General features: G+C 58.0%; 18 protein-coding genes and 1 pseudogene. 8 read left to right on the top strand and 11 right to left on the bottom strand.

The genetic code is table 11. From position 1 onward, the window contains the following. Positions 1-87: 87 nt before the first annotated feature. Positions 88-1,371: a polysaccharide biosynthesis/export family protein gene (locus JL39_RS04130; protein ID WP_320443024.1), complete on the top strand. Its 1,284-nt coding sequence runs from the start codon at positions 88-90 to the stop codon at positions 1,369-1,371. Positions 1,372-1,493: 122 nt separating this feature from the next. Continuing rightward, positions 1,494-1,787, top strand: coding sequence for a hypothetical protein (locus tag JL39_RS04125; protein ID WP_037146540.1), 294 nt, complete (start codon positions 1,494-1,496; stop codon positions 1,785-1,787). On the opposite strand, the gene JL39_RS04120 is transcribed toward JL39_RS04125, so the two are convergent. The 4 genes from JL39_RS04120 to JL39_RS04105 all read right to left on the bottom strand — a co-directional run bounded on the left by JL39_RS04120 (position 1,784) and on the right by JL39_RS04105 (position 7,067). Continuing rightward, on the bottom strand, positions 1,784-2,806 hold the full coding sequence (locus JL39_RS04120) for an NAD-dependent epimerase/dehydratase family protein (protein WP_037146538.1): 1,023 nt from the start codon (positions 2,804-2,806) through the stop codon (positions 1,784-1,786). The genes JL39_RS04125 and JL39_RS04120 overlap by 4 nt on opposite strands. After that, the gene (locus tag JL39_RS04115) at positions 2,796-4,436 is read right to left on the bottom strand and encodes a GMC family oxidoreductase (RefSeq protein ID WP_037146536.1); all 1,641 of its coding nucleotides are present in this window, start codon (positions 4,434-4,436) and stop codon (positions 2,796-2,798) included. The genes JL39_RS04120 and JL39_RS04115 overlap by 11 nt, the downstream gene beginning before the upstream one ends. Before the next feature lie 107 nt (positions 4,437-4,543). Beyond that, on the bottom strand, positions 4,544-5,968 hold the full coding sequence (locus JL39_RS04110; RefSeq protein WP_348270554.1) for a hypothetical protein: 1,425 nt from the start codon (positions 5,966-5,968) through the stop codon (positions 4,544-4,546). After that, the gene (locus tag JL39_RS04105) at positions 5,955-7,067 is read right to left on the bottom strand and encodes an acyltransferase (protein ID WP_052182660.1); all 1,113 of its coding nucleotides are present in this window, start codon (positions 7,065-7,067) and stop codon (positions 5,955-5,957) included. The genes JL39_RS04110 and JL39_RS04105 overlap by 14 nt, the downstream gene beginning before the upstream one ends. Before the next feature lie 824 nt (positions 7,068-7,891). On the opposite strand from JL39_RS04105, the gene JL39_RS04095 reads away from it, so the two are divergent. From JL39_RS04095 to JL39_RS04075, 6 genes and pseudogenes are all read left to right on the top strand, one after another. Then, positions 7,892-9,319 carry a mannose-1-phosphate guanylyltransferase/mannose-6-phosphate isomerase gene (locus JL39_RS04095; RefSeq protein ID WP_037146529.1) on the top strand — a complete coding sequence of 476 codons (1,428 nt, stop codon included), beginning with the start codon at positions 7,892-7,894 and terminating at the stop codon, positions 9,317-9,319. Between the two features lie 194 nt (positions 9,320-9,513). Continuing rightward, the gene (locus tag JL39_RS04090) at positions 9,514-10,269 is read left to right on the top strand and encodes a hypothetical protein (protein WP_244446834.1); all 756 of its coding nucleotides are present in this window, start codon (positions 9,514-9,516) and stop codon (positions 10,267-10,269) included. A gap of 48 nt (positions 10,270-10,317) precedes the next feature. Further along, positions 10,318-10,548 carry a hotdog domain-containing protein gene (locus JL39_RS30795; protein ID WP_081952708.1) on the top strand — a complete coding sequence of 77 codons (231 nt, stop codon included), beginning with the start codon at positions 10,318-10,320 and terminating at the stop codon, positions 10,546-10,548. Between the two features lie 39 nt (positions 10,549-10,587). Continuing rightward, on the top strand, positions 10,588-11,178 hold the full coding sequence (locus JL39_RS04085) for a DUF6088 family protein (RefSeq protein ID WP_037146528.1): 591 nt from the start codon (positions 10,588-10,590) through the stop codon (positions 11,176-11,178). 93 nt (positions 11,179-11,271) lie between these two features. Next, complete coding sequence (locus tag JL39_RS04080; protein WP_348270555.1) at positions 11,272-12,207, top strand: nucleotidyl transferase AbiEii/AbiGii toxin family protein; 936 nt, start codon at positions 11,272-11,274, stop codon at positions 12,205-12,207. 27 nt (positions 12,208-12,234) lie between these two features. Next, positions 12,235-12,552 (top strand): annotated as a pseudogene (locus tag JL39_RS04075) (DDE-type integrase/transposase/recombinase); the annotation flags it as partial. Between the two features lie 127 nt (positions 12,553-12,679). On the opposite strand, the gene JL39_RS04070 reads toward JL39_RS04075, so the two are convergent. The 7 genes from JL39_RS04070 to JL39_RS04040 form a co-directional block, all read right to left on the bottom strand. Further along, positions 12,680-14,413, bottom strand: coding sequence for an HAD-IIB family hydrolase (locus JL39_RS04070; RefSeq protein ID WP_052182659.1), 1,734 nt, complete (start codon positions 14,411-14,413; stop codon positions 12,680-12,682). A 155-nt stretch (positions 14,414-14,568) separates the two neighbouring features. Further along, positions 14,569-15,096, bottom strand: coding sequence for an Hsp20/alpha crystallin family protein (locus tag JL39_RS04065; RefSeq protein WP_037146524.1), 528 nt, complete (start codon positions 15,094-15,096; stop codon positions 14,569-14,571). Between the two features lie 176 nt (positions 15,097-15,272). Continuing rightward, positions 15,273-16,574 (bottom strand): glycosyltransferase, encoded by a 1,302-nt coding sequence (locus JL39_RS04060; RefSeq protein WP_037146522.1) that lies wholly within the window; start codon positions 16,572-16,574, stop codon positions 15,273-15,275. A gap of 37 nt (positions 16,575-16,611) precedes the next feature. Beyond that, positions 16,612-17,052, bottom strand: coding sequence for a DUF2267 domain-containing protein (locus JL39_RS04055; RefSeq protein ID WP_037146520.1), 441 nt, complete (start codon positions 17,050-17,052; stop codon positions 16,612-16,614). Between the two features lie 49 nt (positions 17,053-17,101). Beyond that, positions 17,102-17,317, bottom strand: a complete 216-nt coding sequence (locus JL39_RS04050; protein WP_348270553.1) for a hypothetical protein — start codon at positions 17,315-17,317, stop codon at positions 17,102-17,104. A gap of 386 nt (positions 17,318-17,703) precedes the next feature. Beyond that, a complete protein-coding gene (locus JL39_RS04045; RefSeq protein ID WP_052182658.1) occupies positions 17,704-18,579 on the bottom strand; it encodes a zinc metalloprotease HtpX in 876 nt (291 codons plus the stop codon). 517 nt (positions 18,580-19,096) lie between these two features. Next, on the bottom strand, positions 19,097-19,657 hold the full coding sequence (locus tag JL39_RS04040; RefSeq protein WP_081952707.1) for an invasion associated locus B family protein: 561 nt from the start codon (positions 19,655-19,657) through the stop codon (positions 19,097-19,099). Between the last annotated feature and the right edge of the window lie 45 nt (positions 19,658-19,702).

The following is a 19,702-nucleotide window of genomic DNA, read 5'->3' as shown; positions in this document are numbered from 1 at the left end:
CAGTGGATGCCAAATGCGATGCAAAATTCCATCCTATCTTCTTTGAGCGGTCAACGATCATCCACGTTGCGTGAAGTTCGAGCATCGATGATCGTGTTTTTCGCGCTTGTCGTCGCGCTTGGGGCGATGGCGCCGACCAGTCTTGCCCATGCGTTCGAAAACTATCGCATTGGTCCGCAAGATACGTTGAAGATTCGTGTCTTCGAGTGGCGGCCGAGCACCGCCACGACTTACGAATGGGTGCCACTGACGGGCGAGTTCGTCATCTCTTCGGCCGGCAATCTGTCCCTGCCGATCATCGGAACGGTCCCTGCGGCAGGAAAGACGCTCGAGGAATTGTCGGATGCGATCAGCGAGAGGCTACAAAGCCAGGTAGGTCTGCAGAAACGCCCAAACGCCTCCGTCGAAATCTCCTCCTATCGCCCGTTCTTCGTGGCAGGTCTTGTGACCAGTCCGGGAAAATACACGTTCAGTCCGGGACTGACGGTCATCCAGGCGTTGAGCATGGCTGGCGGCATCGGTCCGGTGGACCCGAACTTCATCGGCTTGCAGCGCGACGCGCTGTCCAGCCGCGGCGACCTTCGGGCGCTCGAAGCAGAGCGGGCCGGCTTGGTGGCGCGTCGGGCACGAATTGACGCCATTTTGAGTGGCGCCTCGGCGGTCACCTTCCCTGAAGAACTTGCCGAGCGGGCTAACGAACCCCAAATTGCACGAATGATCCAGGAGGAGCAGTCCTTATTCGAAGCGAGCGAACGCTCACTCAATGCCGAAATCGAAGCCCTCAATCGGGCGAAGATGCTTGCCATGAACCAGATCGAGGCACTGAAGGCCAAGGCCAGTTCCCTCTCTCAGCAGATCGAACTTGCCGCCAACGATTTAAATTCGGTCAACAAGCTGGTCGCCCAGGGGCTGACCGTGTCGGCCCGGCAGCTTGGCGCAAGCCAGAACGTCGCCGAACTTGAAAGCCGCAATCTGGATGTATCGCTTGCAATATTCAGGACGCAGCAAGATCTGGCAAAGGTCGACCAGGACATTGCAGCTGCCCGCAACCGCTACCGCGTGAATGCATTGACGGAATCGGCCGAGTTGCGGGAACGCTTCGCGTCGAACGGCGAAAAGATGCAAACGGTCCGCGATCTTCTCAAAAATCTCGACATTCGAGCGCCATCCGCGATGGCGGCATTGGCGGAAGAGGGGGAAACCTATACGTTCGAGATGACTGTCAATCGGGTTGTCGACGGCAGTATGCACAACCTGATCGTTGGCGAAAACGATCCCCTGATGCCGGGCGACGTCCTTCGCGTCGAGCGCGGGCGAGAAACGAACATCCGCATCCCCCAGGCTCAGCGGAAACTGACCGCGACCGAGTGACCGGCCTCTCGGTCAGGCAAAGCCAGCTTCGGGCCTGGATCTGCCTTGGTCGAATTTTGACTTGCAAGGTGAAAAATGATATCCGCTACATAGGAGTTTCTACCCAAGCCGGAGCAACCTAAATGGGGTGGACGTTCGCCGTCTGTGTGCTGATCGGCGCAGTTTGCGCCTTGCGCATGCCCATTTTAGTGTTTGCAATTGTCGCCTTTATTGTGATGGCTGTTTATGCGGCGATGAGTTACGCGGCAGGAAGTACCGCGTGGCAGGCAATCGGCTGGGGGTTCCTGTTTGCGGCGCTGCTCGAGGCTGGATACGTTGTTTCTTACTGGCTTCTTTACTTTTTTTATTCGAGGCGGACTGCTGGGAAGCGCGAAACCGCATCGCGGAAGGTCCAGTCACGATATTCTGCAGACTAGGCGAGAGTTTCGCCGACCACTGGCGTCCGCATTTGTGCCTGCGCTTCCTCTTTCAATTTGGCCAGGGCAAGCTCTTCTGCCTTGGCCATGCCAAACCGGAAACGATAGCCAGCCGCCTTAAGACGCTCGTTTGAGAAGCGCATTCGCCATAGGGGGTTTCTCAAAGGGAGCGAACGGAACCGCAGGAAGTCGTGCAACCAGTCGGCGATCCATGGTACTGCGAGCGTGCGATAGCGACGATCACCGCTCACCGCGAAGGCCCTTTTCATGAAATCAACGTGCCGCGGGCAGGGATGATCGTCCTCTGCCAGGTTGTAGAGTTCGACGCTGCCGGCCTGGCCTGCACCTGCCAGGCCACGTTGCATGAACCAAATCAGCGCGTCCGACACATCACCAACATAGATGTGATGGGCATGGCGATGCGACGCAAGGATGCGCTTGCTCGTGTTCCAGTCGCGAATCCCGATGATCTGGGCAAGGTCAACGACAACGGCGGGGCGAAAGATGACGTAGCGGGTTTTGGCGGCGAAGCGCCTCAGCGCCAGTTCGCCAGCCAGCTTGGTACGGCCGTATTCGCGCACATAGTCGACAGCCCAATACTCGGAAGAAACGTCGCGATCGAAGGTCAGGACGGGCGAATTTTCGTCAATGAGGGTGGAAAGACCACTCCCATACACCGCAACCGAACTCGTGTAACAGAAAACAGCGACACCGGCCTGTTCGGCAGCTTGCGCAAGCCGCCCGGTCGCCTCGATGTTGACGCGCGCCATACGATCTTTCTTGCCAAGTTCCGCCGCCAGGTGAAGGACTGCACTGCAGCCCTTAACCAGCGCGCTGAGGTCGGTGTCGGCAGCAAAGTCTACCCTGTGCCAGTCGACAGACGGTGTGTTTGCCTCGGAAGGGATCCATGGTTTCGACGTGGTTGCCCGAACCCGGTAACCGCGCTCCAGGAGATCGGCGATGACCACGCGACCGATCCGGCCGGTGGCGCCAGTGACAAGGACGGTCTCACCCGGCATTGGCGATGATCTCCACAGGGGCAGATTTATAGGGTCGCGATCGCAAGTGGTCCGCTAACCGGATGGCCATAGCGACAATCATCTGGGTGGGATTGCAGTGTCCAGCCGTCGGGAAAACGGAACTGCCGGAAACAAACAGGCCGGCGACCCCGTGAACCTCGCAGTTGGAATCCACGACGCCTTTGGAAGGATCGGTCGACATGCGCGTGGTTCCGGTCGGGTGGGCGACATCAACGAAAGTTGCCGGTATGGGCGCCTTGTCCCTTACCCATTCAGCCAGGATAGGCTTTGGAAGTCCGATCCTGTCGAATTCAGCCGTGATCAGTTCCGCCATGCGATGCATGGTGCGGGCTTCGTCAGGATGGCTGCGCCAGTCAACTTTCGGCAATCTCATGCCGAACCGATCGCAATGCTCGGATAAGGTAATGCGGCTGTCTGGATCTGGAACCTGTTCGCACATGCAATCCAAGGTCAGCTCCAGCAGCTTGCGCGGAAGACCGTTGCGGGCACCGAAATAGTCTTTGGCGCCGTGCAACAGCAACGCGCTGTTGCGGACAAGGCTTACCACGTCCCGGGGCAGGCGGGGCTTCTTCGCGTAAAATCTCCGCAGCGCGTCCCAGGGGTCGTCAGGTGCCACCGCTTCGCCCAGCCATCCCGCGCAGTTCAGGAGCTTCTCGCGCTGTTGGATGGCCGGGCTGAGCCTCAGGCCGGCTCGGAAGAAGTGGTTTTGCACATTGTAACGTCCAAAACGGCGTTGCACGGGACCCGATCCGGGCAGTTGGAAGAATGCGGTCGGGCCGCGAAGGTGGTCCATCAGGTAGCGTCCGATCTGATCTCGGCCATTTCCGAGACCGTTGCGACCACCGGTTCCAGAATTTAGGAGGATACGGGCATTCTCGATCCCGCCGGCACACAGGACAACCGCCGAGGCGGTCAACGTGTGTTTCCGGCCATCAAGCGTTGCGAACTCGACCCCTTGAACCGACGTGTCTGACTCCACGCTGAGAACCCGCAGAGCCGTTGCGCCAGTGACCAGCGTGGTATTTTCTCCCAAGTGCTGCCGCAGATGCCTTCCAAACCGCATATATTCAAAGGGATAGGATTCTGCTTCATCCCTGCTGAACTGCCAGAAGAAGGGAAGTAAAAGTGACGGATCAACTTCCTTTCGTGGAGGAGTGCGCCCTGCAATGTCCCAAAATCGCTCGTCGGAGAAACCGCGTCCCATCGCCAATCCCAGGTGCGACGCACTTCGATCCAGGAACGGATCTATTTCCTCCACCTTGAGCGGCCAGCCGGAACCGGCAACCCAGGGCCGTTCTTGGAAATCGATCGCATCGAAACCAGCACATCGTCCTCCCCAGGTGTGCGAGCTTCCGCCAAGGATCCGGTTGCGAACGGACCACTGATCCCTGGCTCGAGGGCGCCCGATGTTTTCGATTGCGTCAAGTTCATCGATTTGTGCACTGCGTTCCGTCCTGCCGCTTTCCAGAAGAACGATATTCAAGCGGGCACTGGACAGTTCTCGGGCGATCGTGGCCCCAGCTGGCCCCGAGCCGACGATGCAAAGGTCGCAGCGCAGGAGGGGAAAGATAGACGCGCCGGGTTCAGAGTGAAGATCTATGACTGCCATGGTAATTCTCGCCTTCGTCGTGGTATTCAGCCAAATAAAGCCCGTATCCTTCGGCCTTCATCGACATTTCCGCTGCTTGCCTTGCAATTTGCCACGCGCGCGGTGCGCTAAGCCGGTTTTCCCGTCATTTGGTCGCCGCCGCCCCGCAGAGTGAGGAAGGGAGCGGAGACGCCGTCACTTGCAGGGCGGCTTGCAGCAAGCCCCGCAAGGATGAAAAATAGCAGTCCGAGATCAACAGTGGGTCCGGCCACCAGGGATCCCACCAGCAGGCAGAGGCAGCCGTTGCGAGCAGACAGCCGTATGTCCGAAGCCAATGTGCGTGATGGCTGATTGGCAGGCGCGAAGGCCGTCATTGCAAATAGAAGGAAAAACAGGGTTCCGGGAATGCCGACATTCGACAGCAAAGCGACCGGGAAACTCGAGGTGCGCGCCGTTCCAAGGCCAACGCCAAGACCGAACGTATCTATAAAATTCTGTAGACCGTAGATATTCCATGAACCGCGGGTAACGGCCGAACTCGACGTCTGCTTGCTCAGCAGGAGAAGATCCACATAGTTGTAGACCGTCGCATAAATGTCCTGCTGAAGCAGGACGACGAGTGCAGCGAGGGCCGCCAGCGGCGGAGTGAGGATCACCACGGCCGTGCTGTGGCTGCTGTCTTTACGTGAGCCACAACGCAGCAGCGCTGTGAAATACAAGATCATCAGGCATATCGGTGCAGCAAACAGGCCCGTCGAAGATGTCGAGAGAACGATCAAAACGAATGAGATCAGCGCGAAAGGACCGGTCCACTCCGATTTGCGCCGGCAGAGCCACATTGTGCCCGTAAAACCGAATATGCCAAGCGTGGTCCCCGCGAAAGCCGATGACTCCGGCCAGGAACCGACGATGCGTTTCATGCCGTTGACCTTGTCGTTTTCGTGGAAAGTATATTGGGCGTTGCGGATAAACTGCAGCATATCCTGAGCGCCGATGGCGCTCGTGGTCAGGTCCAGGATCGCAAAAATGACGTTGAAGAATGCATAGGCAATCAGGCCAACCACCAGGGCCTGGAATCCTTTCAAGGTGGAGCCGACCGCCACGACCATTGCAAAACAGGCAAGATCGGCAGCCAGATAGACAGTCTGAGTGAGATTGCTTGAGACAGGTCCAAGCCGAACGACGCCGCCGCTCAGGGGATGTTCCGACACCCCCAAAGGGACGATGATGCTCGCGTCTTCGAAGATCCTGGGAGAAAAATACGCGCTCAATGCGCCGTAGACGACAAGACAGGCGAGCCAGAACCCCGGCTGCCCGAACCCGAGCGTTTTGACGGCCAGTCTGGCGTTCTCCCGATCGCGAAATGCGGCAATGGCCACGAACAGCAAGAACAGATGCGCAGGTTGGACACTCGCCGAGCCCAGCAGAAAGGCTGCGGCAGCACCGAAAATGGTCATGACGACAAAGGCCTTGATTGTTGCATCCAGGCCAAGCGCCAGACAATAAAGCCCGAGAAGGACGGCAAAGATACCGATGGGTTCAACCGCCATCATCCGCCACCCTGATCGGGACCGCTGCTGCGGCAGAAATGGGTCCTCGCATACGCGTCCTGCCGAGGATCATACCCTTCAGTTTCAAGGCATGCTTCTCGGCAGCATGCCAGGAGAAGACTGCCAGAAGCAACGTGAGGGGAAGTGAGAGCGCAATGTTGAAGTACCATTCCCGATGGGATGGGAAAAGGTGCGCGACGGTCTGCTGCACGGGAAACGAGTAAAGGTAGATGCCGTAGGAATAGTCGCCGCTTGCCAAGAAACGGTGTTTCGGAAGCCCCGTCAGCCCGATGGCCACCGTCGCGTAGGCGATGGGAAATGCCGCGAAAAAAGGCGCATAGGGCAAGTTGAGCATGACGAAAGACAAGGCTATCGCCACGACAGCTCGACCAGGGGTGAGCAGAACACGATCGCGGTACATGAACAGCACCACGCCGGCGAGGAAGCATAAAAGCAGCACCCGCCCCGGTAAGGCCCCGTCCAGGGGCAGGTCCGCAGCCCCACGGAGAAGGTCACGTCCAAACACCGCAAGATGAGCCAGTCCGACGGCCACCAGCAGGAATACCCGCCGGTGGGCGATGCCCGTCGCGGCCAATATGGTCAAGGCGATATAGCATTCCAGTTCATACGGAATCGTCCAGAGCGATACGTTGACGGCCTGAAAAAAGGGGTTGTCACGAAAGACGCCGGGGAGAAGATAGTGGATGTGTCCGAGGATGTTCCAGAAGTAAGACCAGAACTGCGGGTCGGAAAAGTATATACCAAGCGGAAATGTCGTAAATATCGGTCCCAGCAGCAATGCACATAGCGTGACTTCGACGGCCAGGGCGGGAACAAGACGCAGCGCACGCAACCCGAGAAAGCGAGCGAGATTGCGCGTCCGCAAGAGGCTTGCACTGACAAGAAAACCACTCAACGCAAAAAACGCAGGCAGTACAAACGTGACGATCCCCCGCAATGGGGGCTCAAACAGGAATACCTCGCCGCTCTTTCCATAGGAAACCGCGAAGCTGTGGATGCACAATACAGATATCGCGAGTGCTACCCTAAGATAGTCGAACCCGCTTGTGTAGCCACCGTCAAATCGCTCGCCAATCGACATAATATTCCCCATCAGGTGGATTTACAGACTGTCGAGGTAATACTGCGTTGCATTGCACAATATGCAAGGACGAGAAATTTTGGAAGTTAAATCTTTATTCATTTCCTTGATTTTTTTTGAACGCTGCTCAAGCGCCATGCTCTCGGCTGATTGATGCCAATTAAGTGCCGGTATTTTCTGAAAATTCTCCGCATAAAGCGCCGAATATTCATTGCTTATTTCGAATTGTTGCTTGAATGGATTGTCCGATACGAATTTTTTTTTGATCTATACCGAGGCAGAGAGCCTTTTCGCATTGCAAAAACTCATCTACCGTGAGAAGCTTAGAAAGAAGACGGGGGAATAACCATGAGGCGGTTTCTCAAGCTGATGTATGTCCCTTGCGTGTATTTGCGGATGCTTGCGGCGACATTGTTATTTTCTCTCATATCTTACGTACAGTCCGGATCGGTCGGGGAGTCCTTATACTACGGAGTTATTTCCCTGCTCTTGATGCAGGCGGGATATCTTGCGGGCGTTATAGTTCTGATCTGGCGTGAGGCTGCTCGTCGTTAACCAAAGCAGGGCACTTGGAGCCATCGCGTGATCGCGCTTGGCAAGGACGAGGCGAGTGCGTCCTTAAGGTAATTGCGCTGAGGGGCGCCATATCATGAAATTTGAAACGAGCGGTCTTCGAGGGCTTGTCACCGAAATGCGCTGCTATGTCGAGGCGCGGTTGGCAAGAGACGTTGAAACCCTGCTGGATGGGGGGCTTGGACTGATCCGCGCATGGGCCGCGCAAACTCGATCGGTCATGCCAGACGAAAATACCGGAGATCATTTGCATGACAGACAAGATCATTCCCGTCGTCATGGCGGGCGGCAAGGGTACCCGGCTTTGGCCGCTCTCACGCGCTAGCGCGCCCAAGCAATTCATCCAGTTCGTTGGCGAGCAGACGCTGTTCCAATCGACGCTGTCGCGCGTATCCGACAAGGCGCTCTACGAGGCGCCGGTCGTCATCACCAATGAGGATTTCCGGTTCCTCGTCGCGGAACAGGCGCGCGAACTCGGTGTTAAGCTTTCCGGCATTCTGCTTGAACCGGCGGCGCGCAATACCGCCCCGGCAGTTGCGGCCGCGGCGGCGTTCGCCGCCGACAAATTCGGCGAGGACGCCGTGCTGCAGGTCCTCGCCTCCGACCACGAGATCACGGCCGGTGAGGATTATTTCGAGGCGATCCGTATTGCCCGAGAAACGGCCCTTTCCGGAAAGCTGGTAACGTTCGGAATAAAACCGACGGAGCCCGCGACCGGCTATGGCTATATCGAGATCGGTGAAAAGCTTGCGACCGGTGCATGCGAGGTGAAACGGTTCGTCGAGAAACCGGCCTTGCCGGACGCGCAGAAGATGGTTGCCGCCGGTGGCTTTGCGTGGAACTCCGGTATCTTCATGTTCATGGCCGCGCAGGTGCTCCACGAAATGAGCCGCTTTGCTCCGGAAGTCGAGAAGGCCGCAAGGGCGGCCGTCGCCACGGCCGCCAGCGATCTTGACTTCATCCGCCTCGACGCGGAGGCGTTTTCGGCCAGCCCGGACATCTCGGTCGATTACGCGATCATGGAAAGGACGGCCAATGCCGCCGTGGTGCCTTCGTCCTTCCTCTGGTCGGACCTTGGAAGCTGGGACGCGGTCTGGAAGCTTGGTGCCCGTGACGACGCCGGGAATGTCGCCTCTGGCAATGCCACGCTGGTCAACACCCGCAACTCGCTGGTGATGTCTCGCACCAGCCATCTGGCCGTACAGGGACTGGAGGGGGTTGCGGTGATCGCCAGCGAGGACGCCGTCTATGTGGGCAGGTTGGAAGACAGCCAGCAGGTGGGTACGCTTGTCAAGCAACTCGCCGCCATGAAAACGACGGCGGCGCTCACCGAAACGCACCCGACCTCCTACCGGCCTTGGGGCGGGTATACGTCCATCCTTAACGGCGACCGCTTTCAGGTGAAGCGTCTGTTCGTAACGCCCGGCAAGAAACTGTCGCTGCAGAAGCATCATCATCGCTCGGAACACTGGATCTGCGTCAAGGGTACGGCAGAGGTGACAGTCGGCGAGGAGGTCACGATCGTGAGGGAAAACGAATCCGTCTACATACCCCAGGGCGAGGTGCACCGGCTCGCCAATCCGGGCAAGATCATGCTGGAGATGATCGAGGTCCAGACCGGTTCCTATCTCGGCGAAGACGACATCATGCGCATCGTCGACGAATTCGGCCGTAACTGATGAAGCTGACTTTGGTCACGGAGGTATTTTCGCAGCAGGATGTGGTGAACCCGAGGCCCAGTTGGTTGAATGCGTCTCAGAAAATTCCGGATATGGGCTTGCGCTGCAACCGGACTCGCTAGGCCTGCAGAAGCCAGAAGAACGCGATATGTGATATCGCGGCATATGTTTTACGGGAACTGGAAGCCGGAACAATGTTCAGTTTTGATGTGGAGCCTGCCATGCCTCATCTTACCAGTGCAAAACGATGGCTGTCTGCTCTGTCAGACAGTGATGTCCACGGCATCGCCCAAAAAATCGATAAGGATGGGATCTATTGCGCGCCCGATTTTCTTTCGGCCGACGATCTCGGCAGACTGCAAGACTTTGTAGCCGCAGCCATTGCTCTTGGAGGGAACCAGTCTGTCTCTCTCGCCAGCAATCAACTCGGCGGGTCCGGGTTGGACGAGCTTTGCAATTGCGACGAATTCAAAGCTCTTTTTTCACGCCTCTATTTCAGCAGTCTTGGACGGCAAGCACCGGAGGTGAAATTCTATCAGATCCTTCGCTGCCTTACGGGAAGGAGCGTTGCCAAACACTCCTTGATGTTTCACTACGATTCTTACGTGATTACCGCGCTGGTGCCCGTGCAAATTCCCCAATCTGGAAAGCGCGGCGACTTCCTGATCATTCCCAATACACGGAAAATCCGGTCGACCTACGTGCTTAATCTCGCCGATAAGGCAATCCTCGACAATGTGTTGATGCAGCGGTTACTTCGCCGCCGCGCTGACGGTGTCAAGATCAACCGCATTTCCATGGTGCCGGGCAATCTGTATCTTTTTTGGGGTTACCGCAGCATTCATACGAATGAGCCGGTCGATGAAGACGCGGTTCGGGCGACGGCGTTGTTTCATTATGCAGATCCGCATGCAGATAGTTTTCTAAAGCGACGACTGCGCCTTCGCTGACAATCGGGATCGCAGAAGTGGCCCTAACGAACCACTGCGATCGCCTTCATGACCAAGGCGGCCTTTGTCGCAGCGTCGAGACTGTGCCGGAAGCTTGCCGTGCTCGCATCGTCGGAGCGCCTCGATTTTCATCATCCGGTCCGCGTCGGAGCGATCGTAGAGGCCATCGCCAGGGTCGTCGCCACGGGAAGAAGCTCGATGACCGTTGGCTTTTCCTTCCAGTGGGCTCGGCCCCAAATGCGGAACTTGAATGTCAGAAAAAGATGCACTATTTTATGACCTATGAAGAGCGCTGCGACATCAGTACCGGATCAGATTATGAAGCGCGTCCGCGCCCGCGGGCGCGGCGGCGTCTTCACGCCAAGTGACTTTTTGGGCATCGCTGGCCGCGCCGCCGTGGACCAAGCACTTTCCCGACTGGTCAAGAGCGGTAAGCTCCGGCGCCTCGCGCGCGGCCTGTACGATTTCCCGAAAGCCCATCCGCAGCTTGGGCTGCTTTCGCCAGCTCCGGACGATATCGCCCAGGCGCTGGCACGGGAGACCGGTTCTCAGTTGCAGATTGCTGGCGCCCGCGCGGCGAACGCACTTGGGCTTACCACGCAGGTGCCAGCGAAGACCACCTACCTCACCGACGGTCCCTCCCGCAAGATCGTCTTGGGAAAGCGCGTCGTCGATCTGCGACATGCCTCGCCCAAGCATTTGATCGCTCCTGGCAGTGCGGCTGGCACGGTCGTGCAAGCGCTTCGCCATGTGGGAGCGATGCGTGCCGGCGACGTTGCGCAGGTTGCAGTGCGCCGCCTGTCAGCCAACGACAAGAAGATGCTTGCGTCCTCTGCGGTTCAGGCCCCAGCCTGGATGAGGCCGACACTCGTATCGATCGCTAACGCGTCAGGTGAGATCGATGGATAGGGTGGCTCTCCTTCCGGCTGATGATCGAGCCGCCCTGTTTGGCGAAACAGGCGCCCTTCGAGGGGTTGACAACACGATCGTCGAAAAGGACTTCTGGGTCTGCTGGACTTTGAAGCGTCTTTTCGGCCTGCAGAAAAAAGATGCAGCCACCTCGTTTTCAAGGGTGGTACATCCCTTTCCAAGGCATTCGGCGCCATCCGCCGCTTTTCCGAGGACATCGACCTTTCGTTCGATCGAGCGGAGCTCGGCTACACCGGCGACCGCGATCCGGAAAAGGAAGGTATCAGTAAGAAACAAGCGAACAAACTGATTGAAGCCTTGGTGAGTGACGTCGAGCGGCATATTGCCGAGAAGCTTCTTCCGGCGCTCAAGTCCGCGATCGTCGAGCAATTGGGCGAGCCGAGCGAGGGTAAGTGGTCGCTGGAAATAGATGCCAACGACGCGCAGACAGTGAACTTCCACTATCCGCCTGCGCTTGCGAGCTTTGAATATGAAGGCATGGCCTACATCACTCCGCGGGTGAAGCTTGAGCTCGGTGCGCGCGGCGATCCATGGCCGACCGAGCAGAAGTTTATTCATCCCTACGCGGCGGAGGATTTTCCGGATTTCTTCAAAGATCCGGAATGCTCCGTGACTGTTCTTTCCGCGCAGCGGACCTTCTGGGAAAAGGCGACCGCGCTGCACGCCGAGTCGCACCGTCCCGCCGAGACCGCAACGCCGCAGTATTTCTCCCGCCACTATTATGATCTCGCGATGCTCCTCGACACCGAGGAGGGAAAAGCCGCGGCCGGCGATTTCGACCTTCTAGTAACAGTGGTAAAGCACAAGGCGACCTTCTTCCGGTCCAGTTGGGCCAACTATGATACAGCGAGGCCTGGTACTTTGAGACTGATGCCGAGCGAGTCTCGTATCAAAGATTTGCGCGCTGACTATCGCGCCATGGCGCCCATGATGTTTGATGAAAGGCCGCTCTCTTTCGACGACATACTGGCCAAAATTAGAAAGCTCCAAGAAACAATCAATAGCTGATTCAATCCTGCATATTTGGGGGAAGCCCTCACACCGAAGCGGATCATCACCGACAAACTTCGCTCATATGGAGCGGCAAAGCGGGATCTCATGCCTACCGTCGAACATCGATCGCATAAAGGCCTGAACAATCGGGCGGAAAATTCCCACCTGCCGCTGCGGAAACGAGAGCGGGCGATGCAAGGCTTTCGATCCACCGGCGGATTGCAACGGTTCATTTCTGTCTTTTCGGCAATCAGAAATCACTTCGTCCCGTCCCACCAGAAGCACTCCGCAATCGCCATCCACATTCATCGAATCCGCTCTATGGCGCAATGGAAGGCTGTGACCGGCGCGGTCGCTTGATTTCAATCACACCCCTTCGCATGGCTTCAATCGAACAATGTGACATCACCGATCAGCGTGCCCGCCTCGATCAACGGCAGGGACCGCTCCACGGGTCGTTTGTAGAGACGAGACGGAACGTTTTGGTTCACGATGCTGTGGGGAGGCTTGCGGAACCGTTATAGACCGCCGGTATCACGTATCGCGCCGTGACCGGCTGCCGGATCCGCTTCCTGCTTTCCAGAGGCGAAAGGCTTTCGTTTCTCTCAATCTGAGCGGCGTCAGCTGCCAGGATGTCGTCGCGGATGACATGACGGAACCAGGCTGAATAATCGCCCGACCGAAGATGGTGCAGCCAGATTTCGTCATCGACCTCGTCGCTCTGGTGCAAAAACTCGGCTAGGTTGCTGGCCTGGTAGTTGATATCGAGCTGCGGCCCCCGAAAATAGAAGCTCCGCCACTCTCCGACATCGCCTGTCGCATATTTTCCGCGATGCCGGTGATGCGCCTGCTGTGGCTTTTCCTGCTTGAGAACAAGCGGCGGCCGGTTCGTCCGCGGCGACCAGAGCAGGAAGTCGGTGCCCTGCGTCTGAGGTGCATGCGCCGGCCCTGGGATCTTCAGAATGTCTGCCAGATCTTGCAGCAGCCGACCGGCGGAACTTCCCATGGCAATCACCGTCGATGCCTCCGCGAGCGCAGCCGGCGCAAGCCGTGCGGGATCGACCGTGACGAGTATCGCGCCAGCCGCAAGCCGAGGGGCCGCCCTATTGCCGGGATCGTGAGGCGGCAAAAATTGATGTGCTTCATCAACAACGAACCAGTGGGGACGTCCCGAGCTCCGCTGGAGCTTTTTCACGGCCGGAACAAGATCCATGAACATGTGCCTGCGATCGTCGTGGTTGAGCGCCAGCGTGTTCACCACGACGTCTATATTGGCCTGCAACAGAAGCCGAAGAGCTTCTTCGGTAGCGGGTGGGTCCGCAAGTCCGCCGATAGTCACGGCGTGATCAAGGCCGAGATAATCTCCTTCCGGATCGACGACGCAGAATTCGAATCCGCGTTCGGCCATCCGTTCCGTCAGCAGTGTGATGTAGCTGGATTTCCCGCAGCCGGAATTGCCGATGATCAGGATGATGTCCGATGGTTCGATATAGATCTCTTCGCCTTCGAGACTAACGCCGGCGAGGATCGCCCGCTTGGTCAGGGGGAGGAGGAGCCTGTCGTCGCGGATCAGTTTCTCGACCAGTTCCGCGATCCCGTCGCCGTGATCCTTTGACAGGACGAGGTCAGCTTCTTTCTTCAGGGAAGGGACTGCATTGGCGACCGCCGCGGAACAGCCGCAGCAGGCTAGAAAGGCGTGGTCGTTCTCAGCATCTCCCGCACCCACCGTATTGAGGGGCGAGATGCCGAGGGTTGCAAGCGCGTGACGTAGGCCTGAGGCCTTGTTGACATTGGCCGGCAGGACCATGACCGCGCCCTTGTTGAAGATGATCTGCATCTCCAGGCCAAGCTCTTCGATGGCATTCATGACCGCCGTCTCATGCGGTCGCCATGTCGCGATGATTGATCTGCCAACGGAAATGGGCGTCACCTTGCGGTCCGCAAGCATCTGCACCAGCTCGATAGGCGGCGGCGGTGCGAGCCGCGTTTCCTCTTGCGTCCCCGGTTCGAACAGGAGTGCGCCATTTTCTGCGATGACAACGTCGAAGATTTCCAATTGCGTGAATGCATGCTGCAGATCGTTCAGCTCGCGGCCTGTCACCAGAAGCAGCTTTCTTCCGGTCTGGCGCAAGCGCTCCAGCGCTGACACGGTGGCAGGTGTCACATAGCCGTGTTCGGCAATGGTTCCATCAAAATCCACGGCCAGGGCTAAGAAATACATTCGGTCCTCCGGTATTAGGTGGTCCGTCGTGGGCGGCCGCGTTGTGAAAGCGGTGATGCAGGTTCGCCGCACGTGTCACTTGTGACATGCGCTCGTCCGTCGAGCGATCGGGCATCGCATCGAAAGAGGATATGATGCCCGATTGGAAACCGTCTTCACGAAGCCTTTATTTCGATCTGGCGCTCGTTCTTCTTGGCTTCGGCGCTTTTCGGCAGCTTGATGTTCAGGATGCCCTTCTTGAACGATGCTTCTACCTTGTCGGCATCGACGCCGTCAGGGATTTGGAAGGACCGTTGGAAGGAGCCGTAACGCCGTTCGGAGACGTGATATTCCTTCTGTTTGTCTTCTTTTTCCTCCTGCTTTTCACCGCGGATGGTGAGAAAACCATTGGAGAGCGTTACTTTGATGTCTTTCTGATCGATGCCGGGAATTTCCGCGCTAACCTCAAAGGCGTCATCCTTCTCCACGACGTCCACGGCCGGAGCGACGACCGCCCAGCCGTTCGGCGACGGCATCTCTCGGCCGAACAGGGAGCGCTCCAACGGCCGCCAGGAAGAGGGGGCGAGGTCGTCGAACAGGCGGTCGATTTCTGAGCGAAGCGTCTCGAAGGGAGACCAGACACCCGCCGGACGAACCGATTTTTCTTCGTTCTTGACGGGAAGCTTGCTTGCTGGTTCAGCCATAATCTTCTCCTATCCCGAAATGGGAGACTGCATCTGAGTATGGTCCAGGACCCGGTGCAGTCCGGTTCTCCGCTCCCGATCAGGAGCGTCGTCATCAAAGGCCGGTAGCCTCGCCGTCACATTGACGCGTATCAAACAGTCATCGCCATTTTCGCGGCTTCGGCATTGAGAATTCCTCAGGATGCGGGCGTCGTCCGCTTGTCGTCGTCCCGCTCGACCAGCGCGTCCTTAACGGCCTGTCCGAAATTGCGCAGAATCTCCCAGTCCGTCGCAATTCGGCGCGACGCCGCCTGCCATGCCCTGTTGTCGTCCATGCGGTTGACCAGTGAGCGCGCCAACATCGCCCCCCGGTAAAGTGACAGGGTCTTTCCTATCGTGACTTTCCGGTCGAACGCCAGCGCTGTCCGGCGGGCTTTGTTGGCGAGCGCCCGGCGATCGCCGGCTCGACGGGAAAACAGCCAATGTAGGGCGTGTTCGAATTCCGCCGTCGAGGCATTGGTAGGAAGAAGCCGACCATTCTGGCGATCCCGAACCATTTCCCGCGCTCCCGGAGCGTCAAGCGCTACGACAGGAACACCGGCGGTCATTGCCTCGGCGAGCACCATCCCTTGCGTCTCCGATAGAGACGAGAAGGCGAAGACGTCCATCGCGGCATAGGCGTCCGCAAGATATTGTCCCCGCAACACGCCCGCAAAATGGACACGATCGGACAGGCCGGACGAACTGAACTGTGCAGCGAGACTATCCTTCATCTCCCCGTTACCGACGACGAGGAAATGGGCATCCGGTTCGCTGATCAGGAACCGTTTTACGGCTTGCGAGAGGTAGGTGAGGTTCTTTTCCGGCGCAAGGCGTCCCACATGCCCGGCGCAGAAAGCCTGCTCAGGGATGCCGGCCGCCGCCCTGCCGCGTGAAAAATCCCCGTTGCCGAAACGATCAGGGTCGATCCCGGACGGGATCACGTGAACGGGAGTCTCGACGCCATTTTTGACCAGGAAAGCCGCCATGCTCTCGCTCGGCGCGATAACTGCATCGCAAAGGTCGCAATAGCCGAGCATCAGGCTCAGCACCAGCTTGCCGAGCGGCGGAACGTCCGTGGCGATGTAGTGGCCATAGAGTTCGTAACGCGTGTGATAGGTATAGATGACCGGCAATTGGCGTTCGGCCGCGACCCTCAGCGCAGCATCTCCCAGAAGGAAGGGGTGATGGGAATGGACGATATCGGGCCGAAATTCATCAAGGACCTCCTGCAACGGTCCGATCAATGGCAGGGGCAGCGAGAAATCCGTCTTGTTGAACCGCTCGATCGCAGGGACCCGCACGACATCCGCTTCCCGCGCGGGCATATCGGGAAATTCGGGCGCGATCACCAGCACGCGATGCCCCATCTCCCGCAGGCCTGCCGAAAGAGAGGCTACGCTGTTTGCCACCCCGCTGACATGCGGCGTGAAGGTGTTGGTGAACATCACGATATTCATGCTGGACGCCGTTGCCGCGCTATAGCCGCCTATCGTGTCAGCGGCGGGCAGCCATCGGCCACAGCAGGTGCAAAGGAAGCGGCAGGCCGTCGATCAGCTTTGCAGTCTGGCCGGGATCGAGTTCCTTCCATAAAAGGTCGAAGACGGCTTCGGTCGTCGTTTTCGGATCGCGCGGAAACTGGGGCGGCAGGCGCTTGTTCACCTCTTCGGCAAACTCCTCGACGGTGCGGGTGTTGTTCTTTTCGGCGGCAAGATGCCAGCCTTCGAAATAGATGCCGCGAACGAGGATCGGCAGTTGAGCGGACAGATGGACCGCCTGTTCCTCCGTCAGTCGGCCACGCAGTGCCTGAAGCACGGCCCGAAGCGCATTGTAGGCCTGTTGCCGGTCAGCAAAATGATGATCGTCCACGAGCCTTTTCAGCCAGATATTCGTCTGCTGGATCGTGTGATCGAGGGCTGCAACCTGGGTATCACTCATTTCAACCTCCATGGTCTGGAAGAACTGCAAGGGACAAGACCGAAACCGGTCAGGCAGAGACGCGCCAGTTGCGGACGTCCTCGGACGTGACGCGAATGTGGCCGGCCCGGCCGAACTGCTTTTCGTCGAACTTGTTGCTGGCGATCTGGCTGAAAGCCTCGATATATTGCTGCAGCCTGAACTCGTCGGCGCGCGGCGGGTCTGCGATCGCCTCAAGCGCGTTGTGAGAAACCACGACGACCTCGTCGCCGGTCCCGGAATCCATCAGTAGCCGTCCTTCGTCTCCCGACGACATCAAAAAACCTGACTTTAATTTCAGCGGCATGGCGGCCTCCATAAGGTTGGTATTGGGGCCATGATAACGACATCCGGCAAGCGAACAGTGATCGAGATCAAGCTCAAAGGATTTTGGAATACTCAAGAAAACATTCGCATGCTCTTTTCGAAAGATGTCGTTCGTCGGCCAGGCACACCCGTAGATTATCTCATGAGCGGGATGATCGTCCTTTCAGTCGAGGCATGGGCGGCCTCCTGTCGCCTGCCGCGCTAGGTTCGTTCATAGCTGACGATATGCGGGCTGCCCGGGCTGTATGGATGCTATTTGAAGTTGATCGCCCCTCCGGGATCGGCTCTGGATGGGTTGGAAGTCCATTAAGGCAAGGGCAGGCGGCTGAAGTGATTATGCGTCCCGCGCTCACGTAGCCGACCTACACGTTCGCGGGTCAGAGGATGCGTGCGAAGGAGACGCAGATCAGGCATACGGCGGCCGGGCGACATGGATTCCCAAAAACGTCCCTCGACGGCCTCCATCTTCATCAACGCCGCGACCAGAGCTTCAGGATCGCCTGTCAGATCTGCGGCAGCCATGTCGGCTTCGAACTCGCGGGTGCGCGACAGCGCCAGTTGCAGCAGGCTGGCGATCGTCGGTGAGACGATCAGCAAAACGATGGTTGGCCACGAAAAATGCATGCGCTCGGCAATAACAAGCGGGATGTTGAACAGTGTAAGCAGGATGCCCGCATTGGCGAAGATGGAGGCCATGCGAGCAAGCATATCGGCGATCGTCGTGATGCGCAGATCGTGGTTGCGCACATGACCGATTTCGTGGGCGATGACGGCCATCAGTTCGCGTCTCGTAAGCAACCTTATCAAGCCGTTGGAAAGCATGATGGCAGATTTGGACGGCACGCCGACCGTGAGGGCGAGCGGTTTTTGTGTGGGCATGTACCAGAGTTCAGGCGCGTTGGGCAGCGAGGCGCGCACGGATAGCGTACTTACCGCCGCGAACAGGTCGGGCAGTTCGTCGCGGGCGAGGGGGCGGGCGCCGTAGGTGCGGAGGATCGCTTCGGCTGGAAAGGACGGAGCCAGCGCTGAACCGAGTATGACGCCCGAGAAGGCCGCGAACATGCCTTTCCAGCCCCACAAACCGTAGGCACAAAGCGCTGCAATAATGGCCATGCCCAGGATGAGAACAGCCGAATGAAGTGCGGTTCTCAATTGCTTTTTGATGATTTTCCGCCGGTCCATCGCTCTTCCCACTCTTTGCCAGCACGGCAAATCTTAACGGGAGGGCGACCGGGCTGCGTTGAGCGCGGTCAAGATGGCGCGCAAACGATCCGCCGCATTTTCCACCCCTGGAGGCGGCACCGATTGCGGCGACGGACGCCAGTCGCACTCCGGTTGCGTTGATTAAGGAGGTGCAAGCCAAGGCGTTGAGCAATGTTCCGTCTTGCCGCTGATGTTTCATTCCACCTCTGCCGCGTCTGCGAACCTGATGCGCTGTGGGATTTGCTTGCGGCAGGAAGGCAGGCAAACGATCACGATCCTGCATGCCGACCGGGATTGTGAACTTTTTCAATGAGTTCAGTTATAGAGTTTGTACATTTACAGATCGACGCTCAGGGGGCCGGCATCGAGTCGCGGTCCCAGCGGCGACCTATTTCCGGAATACGCGTCGTTATTCCGCATTCGTAGCCGCGTGTAGCGGTACTACGCATGTCGGACTGGCGATTGGGATTTAGTGATATTTCGCATAGCCTTCCCATCATCCCTTCAGAAGCTGGTTGAGACGTTCAAGGGCTGCGGCAAAGCCTTTGAGCGAGACGGAAAGATTGACCGGCTGCGAAGCCTCGAGCGAAATCGCTGTGATGTTCAGTGTCGCGGCAGTCTTGAGGGTCGCGACGTTCGCTGCTGAGAAGTTGACCGGTAGAAGGCATCCGGCGGGGACGCAAGTGGAGAACCTTAGGTTGGGAAGCGGAGGATTGTTATCAATTTTCAGGTTCGCGCCGGCGTCAAGCTGTAATCCGAACGGCATCGCCAGAACGCCTGTGACGCTTCCATCCTTGCTCGGCTGCAGTTCGATTGCGAGAATTCGCTGGCCGTTTTGTTGTTGCTGAAACTGCGACATGGAACAGACTTTGCCGCTTTGAGCGACGCCGCAGGCGACCCTCCAGTCCTGATAGGTCTCCTGCAGTGAGTTGGCACCACCCGGCAGGGTGGCCTGCGCCGTCTGGGCAAGAGCTTGATCTTGAAGAGCTGGGAACAGGGACGAGCCCAACAACAACGCTGCGGTGAGGGCGCGTTTGAACGGGTTGTGGATGATCATGTGTTTTGCTTATTCCTTGTGTTTTTTGGGTTCACAGCCGCCTGC

The sequence above is a fragment of the Rhizobium sp. YS-1r genome (assembly GCF_000757525.1).
Lineage (GTDB): Bacteria > Pseudomonadota > Alphaproteobacteria > Rhizobiales > Rhizobiaceae > Neorhizobium > Neorhizobium petrolearium.
This window is presented reverse-complemented; position numbering and strand designations above follow the sequence as displayed.